At 35.2% G+C, this 20,299-nt stretch carries 11 protein-coding genes and 1 pseudogene; 11 read left to right on the forward strand and 1 reads right to left on the reverse strand.

All coding sequences use genetic code 11. The features are described from left to right. Positions 1-422 precede the first annotated feature (422 nt). A complete protein-coding gene (locus tag ACOH2D_RS17195; RefSeq protein ID WP_449536013.1) occupies positions 423-1,262 on the forward strand; it encodes a hypothetical protein in 840 nt (279 codons plus the stop codon). 198 nt (positions 1,263-1,460) lie between these two features. Here ACOH2D_RS17195 and ACOH2D_RS17200 read toward each other — a convergent pair whose 3' ends face one another. Beyond that, positions 1,461-2,306: an FISUMP domain-containing protein gene (locus tag ACOH2D_RS17200; RefSeq protein ID WP_449536023.1), complete on the reverse strand. Its 846-nt coding sequence runs from the start codon at positions 2,304-2,306 to the stop codon at positions 1,461-1,463. 467 nt (positions 2,307-2,773) lie between these two features. On the opposite strand from ACOH2D_RS17200, the gene ACOH2D_RS17205 reads away from it, so the two are divergent. The 10 genes and pseudogenes from ACOH2D_RS17205 (at position 2,774) to ACOH2D_RS17250 (ending at position 19,058) form a co-directional block, all read left to right on the forward strand. Further along, positions 2,774-5,128 (forward strand): type I restriction-modification system subunit M, encoded by a 2,355-nt coding sequence (locus ACOH2D_RS17205; RefSeq protein ID WP_449536014.1) that lies wholly within the window; start codon positions 2,774-2,776, stop codon positions 5,126-5,128. Beyond that, positions 5,129-5,608, forward strand: a pseudogene (locus ACOH2D_RS17210) (virulence RhuM family protein); the annotation flags it as partial. It lies immediately after the preceding gene. A 95-nt stretch (positions 5,609-5,703) separates the two neighbouring features. Next, entirely contained in the window at positions 5,704-6,108 is a 405-nt protein-coding gene (locus tag ACOH2D_RS17215; protein WP_449536015.1) for a GxxExxY protein, read from the forward strand. 44 nt (positions 6,109-6,152) lie between these two features. Further along, positions 6,153-7,151: an AlbA family DNA-binding domain-containing protein gene (locus tag ACOH2D_RS17220; protein ID WP_449536016.1), complete on the forward strand. Its 999-nt coding sequence runs from the start codon at positions 6,153-6,155 to the stop codon at positions 7,149-7,151. Between the two features lie 178 nt (positions 7,152-7,329). Next, on the forward strand, positions 7,330-8,649 hold the full coding sequence (locus ACOH2D_RS17225) for a restriction endonuclease subunit S (protein WP_449536017.1): 1,320 nt from the start codon (positions 7,330-7,332) through the stop codon (positions 8,647-8,649). Positions 8,650-8,665: 16 nt separating this feature from the next. Then, entirely contained in the window at positions 8,666-13,105 is a 4,440-nt protein-coding gene (locus tag ACOH2D_RS17230; protein WP_449536018.1) for a sacsin N-terminal ATP-binding-like domain-containing protein, read from the forward strand. Further along, positions 13,089-13,310 (forward strand): SANTA domain-containing protein, encoded by a 222-nt coding sequence (locus ACOH2D_RS17235; protein WP_449536019.1) that lies wholly within the window; start codon positions 13,089-13,091, stop codon positions 13,308-13,310. Before ACOH2D_RS17230 ends, ACOH2D_RS17235 begins: the two co-directional genes overlap by 17 nt. A 124-nt stretch (positions 13,311-13,434) precedes the next feature. Further along, on the forward strand, positions 13,435-14,559 hold the full coding sequence (locus tag ACOH2D_RS17240) for a Fic family protein (protein WP_449536020.1): 1,125 nt from the start codon (positions 13,435-13,437) through the stop codon (positions 14,557-14,559). 46 nt (positions 14,560-14,605) lie between these two features. Continuing rightward, a complete protein-coding gene (locus tag ACOH2D_RS17245; RefSeq protein ID WP_449536021.1) occupies positions 14,606-17,659 on the forward strand; it encodes a type I restriction endonuclease subunit R in 3,054 nt (1,017 codons plus the stop codon). 436 nt (positions 17,660-18,095) lie between these two features. Next, complete coding sequence (locus tag ACOH2D_RS17250; RefSeq protein ID WP_449536022.1) at positions 18,096-19,058, forward strand: SH3 domain-containing protein; 963 nt, start codon at positions 18,096-18,098, stop codon at positions 19,056-19,058. The last annotated feature ends 1,241 nt before the right edge of the window (positions 19,059-20,299 follow it).

The raw sequence follows: 20,299 nt of genomic DNA on the forward strand, positions 1-20,299 counted from the left end.
TGACAAAAAAGGGTTCGACAGTGTTGCCCTTGATATATCTGCCACGCGGGCTGTTGTCCAGTTCAATACTACGCTCATACGCTTCCCTTAAGTACGGGACCGAATAGCTTTTTTCTTGCCCCTTCTGCCCAGGTAAATCGCCTTTGTGTGTAAGCTTCTCTTAAAACCGTAATGGGAACTTAAACGCTCCATGATGAGAGATTTGTTTAATTTGATGAGGTTTGAGGCGTCGAGTGTGGATAAAAGAGGTTGGCCAATTTGTTTTTAATACAAATTGCAAGCAAATATATTTTAAATCTATATGTTTCATTCTCAGTAAGAATAAATCACATGATTTTCTCCATAAAATTGTGATTACTTTGCCTTAGAACATGATCTAACATTAAATCTTTTAACCATATTGTAAATCAAGTAAATATCATATGAGGAATGTAATAACATCAATTATAATCTCAGTTTTTTTCTTAAGTTGTCAGCCATCTATAAAAAAAGAAGACCGAATAAATGCCTCGTTTAACTTTCAAGAAGTTTTATATTCCTATTATGATGATCAAGATTATGGGGGCTTATTGCCACATTCTGGTTCAATAACAATAAATAAAAATAAAATTACTGTTGAAGTAAATGCTGACAATCAGAACGTGGTTGAAAGCTTTTCTATAGAAAATGTTACGTATGACCAACCCAAAAATAAATATAAGTATCAAACAAATGCGGGGGAATTTATTGTTGAAATGAAAAATCAACAAGTTAAAGGGGTTACACATTATTATTCAGAGGCAGTAACCAATTTCTATCAAGAAAATAAGACGAATAAAAACACAGTTAAAAGTCAAAAGCAAACTTATCTTGAGTTCGATAGCACAATGTTAATAGATAAAGATTATATTAATTATGCCGAAGAATTTGGTATGACCAATTATTCAGAACAGCATTATTTTTATGGTGTAATAACAAATATTGACAAAAATTTTAAATCATTTAAAATCAAAATTCTCAAATCAAATCAAGAAAATATGGACGATTTGGGCTATGACATAACTGGTTTAGAATGGGATGTAATGATGGATCAAGTTAATTATCTTGACAATAGTGAGATGTGCGAAAGTTGTGCATCCGATTTCAAGAAATTAATGGTTAAAGGAAGAAAGCTGAAATTTTCAATGGTGGAAGGTTGTGCCGGTTGTGGAACATCAATGAATGGAGTTTGGTTTCTAACATATGCAACAGAGTTTAATGATGAAATTAAAGCTCAAAAATAAAAGCAGTAATAGTGTGGTTGCTTATGCATTGGCGTTATGGTGCATTAAATCCTTCCCAACAAATTTCAAACATAAGGTTTGTTTATTGCTGCCTTTCATAAATCAACCTTCATGAAAATTCCTAGTTTGAGTCAATAAATATTTTTTCTTAGATGTTTAATTGCTAAATCTCCCAACACTGACACTCAAATTACCTTGTCATGATTTTTCCATTCGAGAAATTATCAATTTATAATCCATACGATATGTAGAGAGCAGTGCGTCATCAAATAATCTATTGTCAATAGCTCCCTTTTTCTCCAGATTATCTATTCTTTCCCCGTCATATATTTGAATAATCCATTCTTTGCCGTAGGAAAACCTTTTTACATTATTGGAAAGACAAGTGTTGTAAATTAAATTTAGCAAATCTTGAAATGATGTCGAAGGAGTATATTTAACCGAAATGTAAATAAGAGGATGATCTAAATTGTCATTGATTAAAAATTGAACAGATTTATACGTTTCCTTTATGCACCGTACGTAAAAGCCATCATTTTTAAAGAATGGTTTCCATCCGAGCTGTTGGTCGTTCTTGTATAACCAATGTGCTATATGGCCTTGGGTTTTGACATCTTCTTCTTCGGATGTCCACCATCCCACAGCTTCATTTTTGTACATAAAATTACCATCACTGCTTCGGTATCCTCCTGGTTTAGCATTGAAAGGGACAAGCCAATCAAAAACAGGAATGTCATTCCATTCATTTTTTGACTTTAACCGTCCGCCGAATTCACTAAGCATCAACCAGTCGTAATGTTGAGGTATTCTGTATCCTAACGGCGCTAATCCTCTAGGGTCTATAATCGCATAATAATTATACAGCTTCCCATGAATTCCATTATTGGACTCATTATTTTCAAAATAACACCATGCCCCGGTTTTAAAGTTTTTCCACTCTTCAGCATCTTCGACATTTGGTATCACATCCCCATTTCGGTAACAAGTGACATCAAGGTTGTCAATGGTCCATAGCTGTTCTTTGATTTTTAGTTCTCTCATTATGTGGTTGTCCTTAGAGGATTGCTAGTGGTTTTGTGAATGATTATAAAGGTTTAAGGCACCGAATTTAGCAAATACAACCCAATTAAAATACCCAAGATGATTCACGCAATCTAAAACATACCAATAAACCACAAAATCCCTCATTTCCCACCAATGCCAAGTCACCCATTAACATAATATTATGTACTTTGGTAACTTTAAATTTTAACCAACCAATGCCTTCAACCAATAATTAGAATCCTGAGCAAATAGCGTGCGACAATAGCGATGCGATGTTGCGAGAAGCAGGATAAACAGCTCAGTCAAAAAATAAAGTTGATTTATCTCTTGGTAAGGGAGTAGCTGTTCGCGGATGGTCAATGGATAGGTCAGAATAGACAACAACCACGATTCTAGGTTTTGAGTGAAATAGCTTAAATCTTAGATGTAGAGATAAAAGAATTAATAGTAAGTACAAAAGAAAACAAATGAATCACTCCTCCCACAATAAATTAGTATCCTTCATCTGGTCTATTGCAGACGATTGCCTGCGCGATGTATATGTACGCGGAAAATACCGTGACGTCATTCTGCCTATGGTCGTCCTGCGTCGTTTGGATGCCTTATTAGAACCTACTAAAGAAGCTGTTTTGGAAGAACTCGCTTTTCAGCGCGATGAAGCAGGCTTTACCGAATGGGATGAAAACGGCTTACGTGAAGCGTCCGGCTATGTGTTTTACAATACCAGCAAATGGACTTTGCAATTGCTTCATAATACCGCCACCAACAGCCAACAAATTTTACTCGCCAATTTTGAAGAATATCTCAACGGCTTTAGTGAAAACGTAAAAGAGATTATTGATAAATTCAAGTTGCGCAGCCAAGTGCGCCATATGGCTACCAAAGATGTGTTGCTCGATGTGCTGGAGAAATTCACATCGTCATATATCAACTTAACACCTTTTGAAAAAGAAGATCCTGAAGGACGTAAATTACCTTCACTTTCAAACCTAGGGATGGGGTATGTTTTTGAAGAATTGATCCGAAAGTTTAACGAGGAAAATAACGAAGAAGCTGGAGAACACTTTACACCACGTGAAGTGATAGAGCTAATGACACACATCATTTTTGATCCTATCAAAGATAGTTTGCCACCCGTTATGACCATTTATGATCCTGCGTGTGGGAGTGGCGGAATGCTAACGGAAGCACAGAATTTTGTAAAAGACGAAGAAGGACTTATTAAAGCAACTGGCGATGTCTATCTCTATGGAAAGGAGATAAACGATGAAACCTATGCCATCTGTAAAAGTGATATGATGATTAAGGGCAACAACCCAGAAAACATTCGTTTGGGCTCCACCTTGTCAACCGATGAATTTGCAGGAACTACCTTTGACTTTATGCTGTCCAATCCGCCCTATGGGAAATCTTGGAGCAGTGAGCAGAAATATATCAAGGACGGAAAAGACGTTATCGATCCACGATTTAGAGTGCTGCTTTCCGATTATTGGGGTGTAGAAGAAGAAGTCGATGCCACGCCACGATCCTCAGATGGGCAATTGCTGTTCTTGATGGAAATGGTCAGCAAGATGAAATCGCTGTCCCAAAGTTCGAGTGGCAGTCGGATTGCGTCGGTACATAATGGTAGTAGTTTGTTTACAGGGGATGCTGGCGGAGGCGAAAGCAACATCCGTCGTTACATCATCGAAAACGACTTGTTGGAGGCCATTGTACAAATGCCCAATAACCTGTTTTATAACACAGGAATTACCACCTACATCTGGATTTTAAGCAATAACAAAACAGCAAACCGAAAAGGGAAAGTTCAACTGATTGACGCTAGTCAATTGTTTAGAAAACTGCGCAAGAACTTAGGAAATAAAAACTGCGAGTTCGCCCCAGAGCATGTTAATACAATAGTAGATATTTATACTAACATGTTAATAAAGCCATCAAATAATCAGGTGGCTGAGCCTGTCGAAGCCCAAGTTTTTGACAATGAAGATTTCGGATATTATAAAGTGACTATTGAACGTCCAAAACGTCTAAAATCCCAGTTTACTACAGAACGTATAGAAAGCCTGCGTTATGATCGCGTATTGCAAGAACCGATGCAATATGCCTACGAAACTTTTGGAGAAAGCGTTTACAAAGATATCGGCGCGCACAGTAAAGCCATTTTGGAATGGTGCGAGCAAAACGATCTCAATCTATCGGCTGCCAATAAAAAGAAGCTGACCCAAAAAGAGACCTGGAAAAAACACCAACACTTATTGAGCCTAGCCAACAAATTAGAAGTTCACTTTGGCGATACCCTATTTTCGGATTTTAACGCTTTTGAAAAAGAAGTCAATGACATCATTAAATCGGAAAAACTGGACGCTTCCGCTTCAGATAAAAAAGCGGTACTCAATGCCGTAAGTTGGTATGATGCCGAAGCTGAAAAGGTAATCAAGAAAAAGGAGAAATTAACGGGCGATAAACTCAAAAAACTCTTGCAACGTTTAGGTTGCGAAGAAGCAGATTTGAAAGACTTCGGTTATTTCCCAACAGACAAGAAAGGAGAATATATAACCTACGAAACCGAAAGCGACCTCCGCGATACCGAAAACGTGCCTTTAAAAGAAAGTATTCACGATTACTTTTTAAAAGAAGTAAAGCCTCACGTTGATGACGCTTGGATCAATTTGGACAATACCAAAATTGGTTACGAAATCAGTTTCAATAAGTATTTCTATAAGCACACGCCATTAAGAAGCATTGAAGCAGTGACTCAAGATATTCTGGACTTGGAGCAGCAGAGTGATGGCTTGATTGCTGAAATATTAAACTTGGTGTAAATGGCGTCAGAAATTTTAATATATCAAACGGAGGACGGGCAAACAAAAATACAGACTCGTTTGGAAAACGAAACCGTTTGGCTCACACAAGCACAAATGGCAGAGCTTTTTGACAAAGCAAAATCGACCATTAGCGAACATATTAAAAATGTTTTCACTGAAGGCGAATTGGTAAAAGAAGCAACTGTTCGGAATTTCCGAACAGTTCAAATGGAAGGTGAACGGACGGTTGAAAGAGAGTTGGAATATTTCAATCTCGATGTTATCATCTCCGTAGGCTATCGGGTTAAAAGTCTTCAAGGCACTAAGTTTCGACAATGGGCGACCGCTCGCTTACGCGAATATATTGTAAAAGGTTTTACAATGAACGACGAAATGCTCAAAGAAGCTGGCGGTGGTAATTATTTTGACGAATTACTGGCGCGCATCCGTGATATACGATCTTCTGAAAAGGTGTTTTGGCGAAAAGTTTTGGATGTTAGAATAATGTTTCAGTTAAAAATATTAAATGTCTGAACCGCTGATTGACCGCTGATTTATATGATGAATATGATTTTGTATATAAATGACTGATAATGATTGAAACAGAATATAAATACTCGGATATTACCTCTAAAATCATTGGAGCGGCTATGAAGGTGCATTCAGCTTTAGGTAATGGATTTCAGGAAGTGATTTATCAACGTGCTTTAGCAATTGAAATGCAAGATTCCAACATTGAGTTTCAAAGAGAATTTGTAATGCCAGTATTCTACAAGAAAATAGAAGTAGGAACACGGCGAGTAGATTTCTTGGTAGAAGAAGTTATAGGGGTAGAATTAAAGGCACTCACTCATTTGGAAGATGTCCATTTGGCCCAAGCCATTAATTATTTAGAAGCTTATGATTTGGAAGTAGGATTACTTATAAATTTTGGTGCGAAAAGCTTAGAGTATAAAAGAATCGTGAATAAGAAATTTAAGCAAGGTCCGAACCACTGATTCTTTTGATTTTTATGATTGCATGATTTTATTTAATATAAAGAATGAAAATACCTAAAACATTAGATGATATAAACTCCTTAATCAACAACCAAGTGGAGGAAAGCTTTCATTTGGAGTACAAGGCAAGTGATGCGCTAAAGAATAATCTAAAAATCGCAAAAGAAGTTAGTGCGATGGCAAATGCCGCTGGCGGAATAATTATCTATGGAATTAAAGAATTTGACGAGAATACTAAACAACATTTACCCGAAAAAACAGATCCTATAGTAAGAACGAATTTTTCAAAAGAAAAATTGGAGCAAATTATAATGAGTAACATCAGTCCTAAGCTGCAGGGATTGCTCATTCATTCCGTTTCTATGGATACGAAGGGAAGGGAAGTTGTTTATGTTGTGGAAATACCTCAAAGTGTTACAGCACATCAGAATACTGTCGACCATAAATATTATATCAGATTTAATTTTGAAGCTGTCCCTATGCTGGATTACCAGATTAGAGATATAATGAATAGGAATAAGCATCCTAAAGTAGAGTTGCTATTTGAAATTGAAAAAACACTTTTTATTGAAAAAACTACCATTCAAGGTTCAGGAAACTCTATTGCAGAAAGACTTATTAATGGGACTCAAATTGAGGAAGAAATAACTGCCCAAACTTTGAAAGTAACTCCAATAAATAATGGGAGTGTAGTTTCAGAGTATATAAATTATTTTGTTCAACTCCCAGAAAACGTTTTAGATCCTGATCGAAGCGGTCATTTATCTAAGGTTAAAGAAGGAGTTCGTCAATTTTATGGAGAAAATACAGTCCAAGATCTTTTAAATGTCAGTATTCACACCCTCGGAAATTACGGACCATCTCGATTTCATCCCCTTTTACCTAAAATGACAGCTGAAACGAAACACATTTCTTTGACAAAGGAAGATATTGATGAAGGTGAAATTACATGGACAGTATATGCTGATAATTCAGAACCGATTTCAGGAACGATTCAATTAGCAGATATACCTCATAAAACTGTTGACGATAGAATAAAATAAAAGACCTGAGAAACTTAAACGAATAATGCCAATTATGGATACCAAAATAAAATCAGAGAAATCAAGCAGATCAAATTGTCTGAACCACTGATTCAAATGATTTTTGTGATTGCTTGTTTAAAGTAGCGAAAGAATAAAAAATATCACTTGAAATTACCTAATAAACTGAAATAGAACAATGTCAATTATAAATACCGAAATAAAATCAGAGAAATCAAGAGAATCACATAAATCAACGGTTCAGACATATGCGCACTATAAAGATTCTGGTGTGGAATGGCTGGGTGAAATTCCTGAGCATTGGGAGGTTAGGAAATTAAGGTTTGAATTCAACCTAGGTAAAGGACTTACTATTACAAAACAGAACTTAATAAATGAAGGTATTTTATGTGTTAATTATGGAGAAATTCATTCTAAATATGGATTTGAACTAGACACTACTAAACATATTTTAAAATGTGTAGATGAAGAATATCTAAGTACTGATCCAAAATCCCTTATAAAAAAAGGAGAGTTTGTGTTTGCTGATACCTCAGAAGATATTGAAGGTTCTGGAAATTTCACTCATTTAAGAAGTGATAATGACATATTTGCTGGGTATCACACCGTAATAGCAAGACCGAAAAACGAAATAATATCTCTATTTTTTGCATTTGTATTTGACTCGCTTTCCTTTAGGAATCAAATAAGGACAAGGATGAAAGGAGTTAAAGTTTATAGTATTACTCAATCGATTTTAAAAGAAACTACAGTTTGGTTTCCGTCCTTAAAAGAACAAACCGCCATCGCCAACTTCCTAGACGACAAAACCACCAAAATAGACCAGGCGATTGCCATTAAACAGCAACAAATAGCCCTGCTTAAAGAACGCCAACAAATCTTGATCCACAAAGCGGTAACACGTGGCTTGGATGATACCGTCGCTTTAAAGGATTCTGGCGTGGAGTGGATTGGGGAGATTCCGGAGCATTGGGAGGTGAAAGCTTTAAAGTTTATATCGAACCTTCAAAGTGGTGAATTTATATCTGCAGAAGATTTTAAGGAAGAAGGTTATCCAGTTTATGGAGGAAATGGATTTAGAGCATATGCTGAAACTTACACTAATGAAGGGTTTTATGCTTTAATTGGTCGTCAGGGAGCATTATGCGGAAATGTAAATTATGCTGAAGGAAAATTCTATGCAACTGAACACGCAGTGGTTGTTTACCCTATTAATAATGAGGATACCCTATGGTTAGGTGAAGCGATAAAAGTGGCTGACTTTAATAGATTATCCCAATCAGCAGCTCAACCTGGAATAGCTGTTGGAGTAATAAAAAACGAAAGATTTCCTTATCCACCATTACAAGAACAAAATCAAATTTCCAAATACATAGAATCCGCTTCCCAAAAAATCGACACCGCCATCGCTATAAAACAGCAGGAGATTGAGAAGTTGAAGGAGTATAAGAGTAGTTTGATAAATAGTGTGGTAACGGGAAAGGTTAGGGTGTGTTAATTATAAAACTTAAAAGATGTCTATAAAAGAGCAAGTTGAAAAGATTGTTATTAAGCGTTGGGAAGAATTAAGAAACCCCAAAAACTTAGTAGGTTTAAACAATATCGAGAAACAAACCAACCAAGGTTATAATGGCAGGCAACTATTGGAGCTATTTCAAAATTGTGAAGATGAAGGAGCTTCAAAAGTTAAAATCCATCTAGATACTGAAAACTGTCTTTTAGAAATAAGCAATGACGGCAATAATTCATTTTCTATAAAGGGGTATGATTCTATTTTGTATCCTGGTCTTTCTTCAAAGGTTTCATCAGGTTACATTGGTAATAAAGGACTTGGGTTTCGTTCGATTATTAACTGGGCAGATAAAATCAGTATCATTAGTAATGATTTCAAAGTGATTTTTGACGAGACATTAAAAAAGGATATTCTATTAAATAAAATCGGGTACACTGAAGCTGAACTGACTGAAATTAGAAAAGAAAGAAAATTAAATTCTGATGTATATCCATTACCTCTTTTGAATTGCTGTAAGATAGAAGATGTAATTGATAGCTCAGATTTCACTACCACTATTTCAATAAGATATAAGTCAGAATATGAAGAGAGAATTATAGAGCAATTAGAATCCATAAGCGAGAAAACTCTTTTATTCTTGCAAAATATAAATACTATTGAAATTGATGGTAATTTTCTAAATAAGACTATTTCAATAACACGTAAAAAAATCTCTGAGAATAATTTGGAGATCGTCCATAACGGTCAAATATATTATGTAATAAGTGATGATGGTATAGTAGATGAAAACTTAATAGAGGATAAAGAGTCAAGCGAGCCTAAGCGTTACAGTGTGAAAATTGCTTATAGCAATGATCTGAATTTTAAAGATAAAGTTTTATACAACTATTTTAAAACTCAAATCCCCTTTGAACTTCCTTTTGTAGCTCACGCAAGTCTAGAATTAGACCAGAATAGAAATCATAGTACAAAATCAGCTGTTAATCCATTTATTTTAGGTAAACTTTTTGATTTACATTTAAAGTTTATTGAGATTTTGAAAGGGAAACATTCAAAATCTTGGTTGCCTTTCCAAACCATCAATAATGATGTGTTTTCTGTTTACGAGCCATATTCTAATATAATTGATAATTATTGGGGTGATTTTGAGGTCTATCCTATTTTATCTGGAAAGTATGTCAACTCTTCTATTGCGAAAAATTTAGGGAATCGGATTGCAGAGTTTATTCATAAAAATAATTTGGAAGCTTATTTTGGAGAACAACTTGTTTATTGTGCATTACCAATAAACCCACAGCAATATGTTGAGAAACCAAAGAATTATAAGGAAATAATTGAAAGGCTTGCAATAAACTTAAATGTAGCTCAGAGAGCAGAATTAGTTGGTTTACTCTTAGATATTTATCCTAATGAACAGTTTTGTGTTTTAATTGATGAGAACAAAAATCTAATCAAAACCAAAGACTATGTTTATACAGATAAAACAGCAGAAAACAAGGGTTTAGAAGTGCCCTATTATTCCAAAATCAGATTTTTAAACCCAGAATTATATATAGTATTATTAGATAAACTTCACTTACAGTCTGAAACTCATAAATCTAGGAGTTTAAAAGATAAATTAGAAAAAATCTCTGATGTTCATTCTTTTGAACCTCAAACGGTTATTAAAAAAATCATAAGTGAAACAACAGAGTATCTCAAAGAGAATGAAAATGATAAGAACAAAATAATAAAGGAGTTCTATCAAAAACTCTTTTATAATTATAAGTTAAGAGCCGAAAACCCATTCTTAGATTATGAGGCTGAAATTCCGTGTCTAAATCAAAATGACCAACTAATAAACATTCAAAGTCTTGTGTTGTCAGAAGAATTTGAAGTCGGCAAGTTGTCTAAGCAAATTTTCGATAAATTGTATGGGAATGAATATACAATTGCAAGCCTGGAAACCTTAGGTTTAGAAAATGATAATTTACGTCAAGTTGAAGAGTTCTTATTATGGTTAGGGATAAATCCTTTCTCAATACTAGAGAGTGCGAAAACTAATATTGATATTGATTTTATTACCTATTGTAACAAAATTTACGATGTTCAAATTAATAATTACAATTTGTATGTAATCAGAAATTTTGATGAAATTTTTAAAAAAGAAAGCGTAAATATCAATAAAGTGATTGCTTGGCTTTCTTTAGATAATAAGTTGAGCAATGTTTTTACTAATTACACAAAGCTATGTTCGGATAGTGAAAAATTGAGTTATAATTATTATGGTCAAAAATTTATTAAACCATTTAAGAATTTTATTTACTACAAATTAACTCAACACTACGATATTCAAAATTATTTAATAACCACTAAAAAGCAAGAATGGTTTAATCCATTTACAATTGATTATGAATTCTTGTCTAACGTTAATAAGGCTTTAGACCGGGCAGAAGTAGATAGAATCCTTTCTTTCTTTGGAGCAAAAAAAGATTTTAATGATTTGAACATTAACTATCTTAAACTTAAAACGCAGGAATTAGCAGAAAGAAATAATGACAAAGGTTCGCAGGTTTTCTATAAAAATTTAGTAGGTCATTATAAGAAAAATGAGCAGTCAATGCTAGGAGTGGATCTTTATGCTAAAGAAGGTAAAGATATAGTGGTTAAAAATTCCAGTCAAATTTACTTCAGTGATAGAATACAGTTGCCAGAATCACTGACAAATAAATTCCCACTGCTATATTATCCTTCACGATCTGGGGGAGCTCGAGCAATTAAAATGTTTGGTTTAAAAAATTTAAACAATCTTGATTTAAAAATAGAAACGGAAGAGGCGAACCTTTCCATTTCTGACGACTTTGAAAAACTGCTTAAAGAAATAAAACCATTCATATTGGCTTTTAGACTGGATAAAATTTCAAAGGAGGATGTGAAAAATGACCAAGTTTTACTTTTAAATAAACTCAAAATCATTTGTTGTAAAGAATTAACCTGTAGACTTGAGGATGAGGTTTTTGCAATAGAACCTTATAATTATGCATATAGCAATAATCAGTTTTACATAAATATCCCAATTGAATCATCAATATCGCAATTAAAACTAAATAAGCAGTTTAGAGATAATTTATCAGATATTTTCCTAAAAGTTTTTGATACTCTTGATGAAAAGAAAACCTTTGAATCTATCATAATGCAATCGAAGGAGGATAACATGTATGATGTCAAGAATGAACTTGCAGAAGGAATTTTTGAAGAAGCCAATATCTTATTGGGAGAAATTAGCGTAAGATTATCTATATGGAAAACAATTTTTAGAATTAAAGGGATTGAAGCAAGTTCTGATTTAAATGAGAATAATATTGAGGATTACATTTTTAAGAAATTCCCGGAATTAACAGACCACCAATTATTCCAATCGGATGATAATTTAAAAGAGCTTTTTCGTATCCGAAGTATTTTCAGTCTTTTAAGAATTGACCTAAAAGAGTACAATGATGTTTCAGATTACAAAATATCATTTGATAAGTTATTTACAAAAGAACTAGTCTTGTTTTATGATGAAAGAAAAAAGAATATCAAAAATCAATTATGGCTTCATCTTTCTACTAATGGAAAAGATGAACAGATCAATTTTATTAAATATTTACATGACATAGAACATTTACTAAATAATTTTTCTTTTAGTCAAATTGAAAACAGTTATGATTTAGTATTAACACTGTCGAATGTTTTAAAAGAGAAAATTCCCTTTATGAGATTTGATTTAGAGTATGAAGACTATCCAGAATATGATTCTATTGAAAGTGAAAACATAAAGCATTTTTCTGAAGATGAAATCCTAGATATAAGGAGAAGTGAGGAACTCAATAGTTTAAGTTATTTCGAAGGACAGATTGACTATATAAAATCTCAATTAAATAAAAAACAGGTTCAATTAAGAGAAGAAAGTAATAATGTTGATTTTAATTTAGATATAAATCAACCTTCTGAGTTAATTGAAGAATTTGAAGTTGTTATCAATCCTAATGGCGGTTGGAAGCAAGGAGGTAATGGTCTTTGGCTAGGTAATAAAACTGAATTATCTTCTAATCAAAAGAAAATTTTAGGTAATACTGTTGAAGAAATTGTAAAGAAATATTTAACAGAAAGGCCATTATTGTATAACAAAGTTGAGCTTATCGCTAAAACTAATGAGAGCGAACATTATGATATAAAATACTATGATGTAAATCACAAGCAAATGAGGTACGTAGAGAGCAAGTATTATAATGGATCGTCATTTATTCTTTCACGAGATGAGATGGAATACGGTTTGAAAAACGCTAAACAGTATGAAATTTGGCTTGTAAATAAGGATTCCAAAATATTTGTTATTAAAGACATTAATAATCTAGGTCAGCTCCAACCATTAAAATATAGAGTCGAAATTAAGTTAAAAGAATATGCAATCCAAGACTAACGAACAAGCCCTAGAATCCACCATAGAAAAACAACTAACCGGCACAACACTAGAAACCATTAAGTCTAACGTCTATCTGTTGAAGGGGTCAATGAATCTGGCGAAAAGTATCGTCGCTTTTAATAAAACGTACAAAGCCATTTGTCAAACAGTGAGAGATGGTGAAGTCGGGAGGTTTAGGAGCAATGGTGTTAACGAAGGCTAAATACAAAATAGTAAAATTAGACTTCATGCTATTTTACTTTTTACAACAAAAGTAAAATAGACAAGTTCTGTAATGTCGTTTTTTTTATTTTAGTAAAATAATAATAGATGTAAATTTACTTTTAATGAATAATTACAAATCAGGCGGCTATCAGCAACAAGGCTATTACAAAAGTTTTAAACCTACTTTTATAAATAAGGAGTGGAATATTACCGATATGCAGGTGTTGCAGTTGCTTAGTCAGGCTGACCGGCATTTGGGGCGTTTGGATATGTATTCAGAGTATGTGCACATTGAATTGTTTATTCAGATGCACATTGCTAAGGAAGCTGTGCAGTCGTCAAAAATTGAAGGCACACAAACCAATATTAAAGATGCTTTTTTAGCCAAAGAGGATATTATTTCAGAAAAGCGAAACGACTGGGAAGAGGTTCAAAATTATATTCAGGCCATGAAGCAAGCAGTTGATTTGTTACATCGGTTGCCATTTTCGTCCCGTTTAATCAAACAAACGCATAAAATTTTATTGCATGGTGTGCGGGGAGAACATAAGATGCCAGGAGAATACCGTCACAGCCAGAATTGGATTGGAGGCGCAAGTATTAATGATGCCGTTTTTGTACCTCCTATACATAGCGATGTTAATGATTTGATGTCCGATATCGAAAAATTTGCCAATGATGATAGCAACCCATTGCCCGACCTCCTCAAGGTAGCACTCATCCATTACCAGTTTGAAACAGTTCATCCGTTTCTTGATGGAAACGGACGAGTGGGGCGTTTGTTAATCACATTGTATTTAGTCAATAAAGGAATTCTAAAACAACCCATTCTCTATCTGTCCGATTTTTTTGAAAAGAACAGAAGTCTTTATTATGATAATTTAATGCGTGTCCGAACCCACAATGATTTGAATCAGTGGTTCAAGTTTTTTCTTACAGGCGTTATTGAAACTGCAAAAAATGGTGTAAAGACATTTGATGGCATTTTGCGATTGCAAAAGGAAATCGATGGAAAGCTTAAAGATATTGGAGCGCGAAGTGGCGATGCCTATAAAGTAGTACAATATTTATATACCAATCCAATTATCGAAGCTCAGAAAGTAAGCGAGATAACAGGAAAATCACTGAGACCAGCTTATAACCTCATAAAAGTTTTGGAAGACCTAGACATCATAACCGAAATAACAGGGGCACAGCGTGGAAGATTATACCTTTTTAAGGACTATATGTCGTTGTTCAATGATTAATAGAAATTAAAAAACCTATATTAAGAAATACCCAATTCACACAATTATGCATAGCCAAACCAACGAACAAGCCCTAGAATCCACCATAGAAAAACAACTAACAGGAACAACACTTGAAACTCTAAAAGCCGAGGGTCTTTCTATTGGCGGGGTCAATGAATCTGGCGAAATGTATCGTGCGGGTAACGGCTATTATATAGGGCAAGCAAATCATTTTAATGCACAATTTGCCATAGACGAAACCTTCTTTTGGCAGTTTTTGAAAGCCACCCAAAAGGAAGAGCTCGAGAAAATCCAACGTCAGAGCGATTGGAAACTAAAAATCCTCAATCGTTATGACCGTATGGTCAAAAAGTACGGCATCCTTCATCTACTCAAAAAGGGATTGGATGTGGACGATGCGCATTTTACCTTGTTTTATGTGCTGCCATTGGCGAGTAGTAGTAAAACGGTAAAAGACAACTTTGAGCAAAATAAGTTCAGCGTTACGAGGCAGTTGCGATACTCTGTGGATAACCCACGTGAAGAAATCGATATGGTGCTGTTTGTAAATGGTCTGCCATTAGTGACCATGGAATTAAAAAATCAGTGGACAGGCCAAAATGCGAGAGTTCACGGTCAACAGCAATACAAAACCCAACGCGACACCACTCAGCCACTACTGCAATTTGCTAGAAGTATGGTGCACTTTGCCGTAGATACCGACGAGGCGTATATGACGACCAAACTCAATGGCAGAAGCACATTCTTTCTTCCGTTTAATAAAGGCAACAATCACGGAAAAGGCAATCCTACAAATCCGTTGGGCCACAAAACGGCCTATTTATGGGAAGAGGTGTTTACTAGAAAAAGCTTAGCAAATATCATTCAGCACTTTGTGCGATTGGATGGTACTAAGAAAGATACACTCAATTCGCGCACCTTATTTTTCCCACGGTACCACCAAATGGATGTCGTTCGTGGTATTTTAGAGCACGCCAGTAAAGTAGGTGTAGGGCAAACCTATCTTATTCAGCATTCGGCAGGATCTGGAAAGTCAAACTCGATTACCTGGGCAGCCTATCAATTGATAGAAACCTATCCAGAAAACGAAAGTGTACCTGGAAGTAGAGGCATAGATCATCCTTTGTTCGATTCGGTTATTGTGGTTACCGACAGGCGGTTATTGGACAAACAATTGCGAGATAATATCAAGGAGTTTTCCGAAGTAAAAAATATTGTCGCTCCCGCCTATTCATCTAAAGAATTACGCGACAGTCTGGAGCAAGGCAAAAAGATCATCATCACGACCATTCAAAAATTTCCATTCATCGTTGAGGGCATCGCAGATTTGAGTGATAAGCGTTTTGCCGTTATTATAGACGAGGCGCACAGTAGTCAAAGCGGTACAGCCCATGACAAAATGAATGCAGCAATGGGGCAACAACCGGATGCCGACGAGGAAATGGATGTGCAGGACAAAATCATCCTTGCCATGCAAGCGCGTAAAATGCGGGGCAATGCCTCATATATGGCATTTACCGCAACCCCCAAAGCTATCACTTTAGAAAAGTTTGGGATGCAGCAGGAAGATGGGAGTTTTAAACCCTTCCATCTCTATTCAATGAAACAGGCAATAGAAGAAGGTTTTATTTTGGATGTCCTTGCCAATTACACCACCCTGAAAAGCTATTATGAAATAGAGAAATCCATTGAGGATAACCCGCTGTTTGATACAGGAAAAGCGCAAAAGAAATTGCGCGCCTTTGTAGAACAACACCAACAAACCATTCACACCAAAGCAGAGATTATTCTCGATCATTTTATTCCACAAATTGTCAATCAAAAGCGATTAAAAGGCAAAGCGAAGGCGATGGTGGTAACACAGAGTATAGAATCTGCTATAAAATATTATAAATCGTTAACACGAATATTGGAGGACAAAGGCAATCCGTTTAAAGTGGTCATTGCTTTTTCTGGCACTAAAACCATTGACGGCATAGATTATACCGAATCAGAAATGAATGGCTTTGCAGATAAAGACACCGCAGATAAATTCAATGAGGACGACTACCGCATGTTGGTCGTTGCCAATAAATACCTCACCGGCTTTGATCAACCTAAACTTTGCGCCATGTATGTGGATAAAAAACTTCAGGGCGTCATGGCAGTTCAGGCATTATCACGATTAAACCGTTCGGCAGATAAGCTGGGCAAGCGTACGGAAGATCTTTTTATCCTCGATTTCTTTAACTCTACTGATGATATCAAAACCTCTTTTGATCCTTTCTATACGGCCACCTCTTTGAGTGAAGCTACAGATGTCAATGTATTACACGAATTAAAAAACGTGCTGGATGAGGTAGGTGTTTACGAATGGGCTGAGGTTGAGAATTTCAATGAGCTGTTTTTTCAAAAAGTAGATGCGGAATTGTTGAGTCCGATTATTGATACGGCTGCAGAGCGTTTTAAAACTGAGTTAGATTTAGAAGAGGAAGACAAAGCCGATTTTAAAATTAAAGCTAAGCAGTTCGTAAAGATTTATGGGCAAATGGCATCCATTCTAGAATTTGAAATGCTGCCTTGGGAAAAGCTGTTTTGGTTCTTGAAATTCTTAATTCCAAAGCTGCCCATCACAGATCCTAATATCGATGGTATGGACGAATTATTAAATTCGGTCGACTTATCAACCTATGGATTAGAGCGCGTAAAACTGAACCACAGTATCAGTTTAGACGATTCAGAATCCCAATTAGATCCACAAAACCCATCACCTCGTGGTGCTTATGGTGGCGAGGAAGAAAGAGACCCGTTGGAATTGATTATTCAATCCTTCAACGAACGCTGGTTTCAAGGTTGGGAAGCCACTCCAGATGATCAACGATTGAAATTTATTAGCCTAAGCAAATCCATTCAGGCCCATCCAGATTTTCAAACGAAAGTTGCCGAAAACCACGACGCGCAAAACAAAGATTTGGCATTCCGAAAAATCCTAGATGATGTAATGTCCAAACAGCGCAAACAGGAATTAGATCTCTATCGCTTATATGCCAAAGACGAAACCTTTTATCAGGCATTTTTTGATACGATGAAGCGGATGGCTAGTGTGAGTGGTTTATAAAGATCTCAGATTGTGATTTCAAATAAAAATAATTTACTGATCTTATAGTGTGCCAGAAAGAGTAGAGAAGTGAACCGTAATAATAAAGAAATTCATTTAAAACCAGTATTTCGATATTCCCGCCGGACTGTCAAAGAAATTGAATTTTTTGTGATAAGCACTTGGTTTACGTTTGATTCAGTTGTCGAGTAATAATTCATAATGGATTTTTAGAATACTGAGTACGATAAAATATTCGGTTTGGTTTTTACTTATATCTAATTTTAATAGCAATTGTAGTTAATTGATTAGGAAAACAATATGTTTGAAGGATAAGAGAAATAGCTGCATTCAGTTGCGTCTATTCAATTATTGTATGTAATTAGAATAAAGCTTTGACTTTACATTTTAATATTTCAATAACAATAAATAATATTTTTAATTAAAATCATAACGAATGAAAAAACAATTAGTTATACTATTTTTACTAGTCATAAGTTCTACCTCGTGTATTTCACAAATTAATAGCAAGTTAACAATAGAAGGCACTAATATTTGGATTAGAGAGTATCCTACTACTGGTGATATAATTATGAAGTTAAATGAGGGGGATGTATGTGATGTCTTAAAAAAGGATAAAAAAGATACGATAGGAGGAATTACAGACTATTGGTATAAAATTAAATTTAATAACCAAATTGGATGGGTTTTTGGAAGTCAGACTTCTATTAAACAAAATAAAAAATTAATAAAACCTCTGAAAAATTTCGGTATAAAATATGAGGAAGGTCTAGATATAAAAATAATAAATAAAGTTTTATTTCATGAAGAAGATGTCTATGAAGCTAGGATTCTTTTCGAATATGCTTACTCAGATAAAAAACCTCCATTAACATTTGTTTATGTATCTCAAGAATCAGCAGGGCCGTATTTTTTTGTCGTAAATAAATCAATAAATTTTAATGAACTAAAAGAAAAAGTATCGAACGACTGGTCAGGCGCATTCTCAGAAGAATTTTCGACTTTAATCCCCTCAGATATTATTCAAATAACAAAGGAAGGAATTTTTGTTGACGTAAATTACGATACAACAATGTATGCCACCCTTATTTACAATATTGATGGCAGAGGTTTTATAACTGAATCCGAACAAAATGAATTCTTTATAAATAAGAAGACTACCGCTTTGGAGAGTTTTGATTTTTATGAAACCCAAGATTTAAGAAAAATTAAAGGAAATATATCTCAGGGCGATAATATTATAATTGAGTCTACAAGTTCATACCCTTTTTTTTATGGTGGTATCTTTAAAATTAGAACAGAAAAAGGAGAAATCGGTTGGATTGAAATGAAATTATTCCCTGGACAACCATTAGAAAATACGCCTCGATTACATGATGTTGAATCCTTTGCGTGGTAAAAAAATACATAGAACAATAAAAATGGAGAATATGGCAGATAGTGATAAATTAGAATGCAGTGGCTATTTAAAACATTGTAGTTAAATGAAAATTTCTAGTGCTTATAAACCAAAAGCATCTGCTGGCGCTCGTTTGTAAAGAGTACACGCTACCAAAGTTGGTAAAACGAAAATCGTTATTATTTTGAAGGGGCAGGTAATAAGGAGTTCGTCAGTCGTTCCATTTTGTTCCATAAAACATATCTGCAAGCCACTTCATCCTTTCCACGTCATTGCGAGCAACGCGAAGCAATCTCATGATCAATACTACCTCTTAAGTTATAGGCTTGCATATACTATAAATAGTACCACTGCGGCGGCACGTCCTCGTTTGGTACTATTTATTTGTTTTATTTCACACATTCTCTCCTTCCTCACCCGCAGCTACTTTTGTGCCCAAACCCAATAAGGTTTCGCTTCGCGAGTTTTTTTGTTGGGCACAACCGCTGCTTCATGTTATGCGAGCCTGCGGGTCGCTTCGGGCTGATCGGGCTGTCACGATTTTTGCAATACCCCATTTGCCTGCAGTCGCTTCATTTCAGACCCTCGTGCCTCATGCCTTCATTCAGCCACTTCGGCAACCCGCGCAAGCGTAGCTCATTTATTACACTCTACGTCACATCCCTTCTTCATTACGCAATACAAACCTTTAAGTTCAATTCATTTTTAACACCAAATTTAGCATCAGGTAATCCACCACACCGATTGCGTAAAGGTATTGCTCCCTTTCGGGGCTGTCAACGTTACGTTTCACGCAATCGCTACCCTTGCCTTTGCCACTTCCGAAGCAAAAAAATCGCGCCAGCCCTGCCGTAAACCGTAGGCGTCTGCCGCCCTCATACTTCGGGCTAATGCAGCCACCACCCTCGCTCAACTCGCAGCCGGCTCGCGCCTTTTGATTACCTGCCTAGGCTAATTCATCATAATTGAGTTTTAAGCAATTTTAGAGAATTACATTTGAGGATTCTGAACACGTTGATTGTTCTTTTCAAGATATTGGAATAGATTATCTGGCATTTTGTCCTTAAAGTCCTTAGTGGGTAAAGAAGGTTGATGTAAATATTGAAAAAAGAATGATGCAAAAATCATACTGCCAAGTTTCTACTACTTCACGGCTCAAGTCTTGGTTCTTGATTCTAAAAGCAACGCGGTCTTAAATCTATTGTTAAACTTTAAAAACCATAGTTTCTACTTTCTTACGA

The sequence above is a fragment of the Gelidibacter sp. genome (assembly GCF_053579655.1).

Bases quoted from the DNA above. Each gene is read 5' to 3' on its own strand.
- ACOH2D_RS17195 (WP_449536013.1), top strand. From the start codon at position 423: ATGAGGAATGTAATAACATCAATTATAATCTCAGTTTTTTTCTTAAGT.
- ACOH2D_RS17205 (WP_449536014.1), top strand. From the start codon at position 2,774: ATGAATCACTCCTCCCACAATAAATTAGTATCCTTCATCTGGTCTATT.
- ACOH2D_RS17215 (WP_449536015.1), top strand. From the start codon at position 5,704: ATGATTGAAACAGAATATAAATACTCGGATATTACCTCTAAAATCATT.
- ACOH2D_RS17220 (WP_449536016.1), top strand. From the start codon at position 6,153: ATGAAAATACCTAAAACATTAGATGATATAAACTCCTTAATCAACAAC.
- ACOH2D_RS17225 (WP_449536017.1), top strand. From the start codon at position 7,330: ATGTCAATTATAAATACCGAAATAAAATCAGAGAAATCAAGAGAATCA.
- ACOH2D_RS17230 (WP_449536018.1), top strand. From the start codon at position 8,666: ATGTCTATAAAAGAGCAAGTTGAAAAGATTGTTATTAAGCGTTGGGAA.
- ACOH2D_RS17235 (WP_449536019.1), top strand. From the start codon at position 13,089: ATGCAATCCAAGACTAACGAACAAGCCCTAGAATCCACCATAGAAAAA.
- ACOH2D_RS17240 (WP_449536020.1), top strand. From the start codon at position 13,435: ATGAATAATTACAAATCAGGCGGCTATCAGCAACAAGGCTATTACAAA.
- ACOH2D_RS17245 (WP_449536021.1), top strand. From the start codon at position 14,606: ATGCATAGCCAAACCAACGAACAAGCCCTAGAATCCACCATAGAAAAA.
- ACOH2D_RS17250 (WP_449536022.1), top strand. From the start codon at position 18,096: ATGAAAAAACAATTAGTTATACTATTTTTACTAGTCATAAGTTCTACC.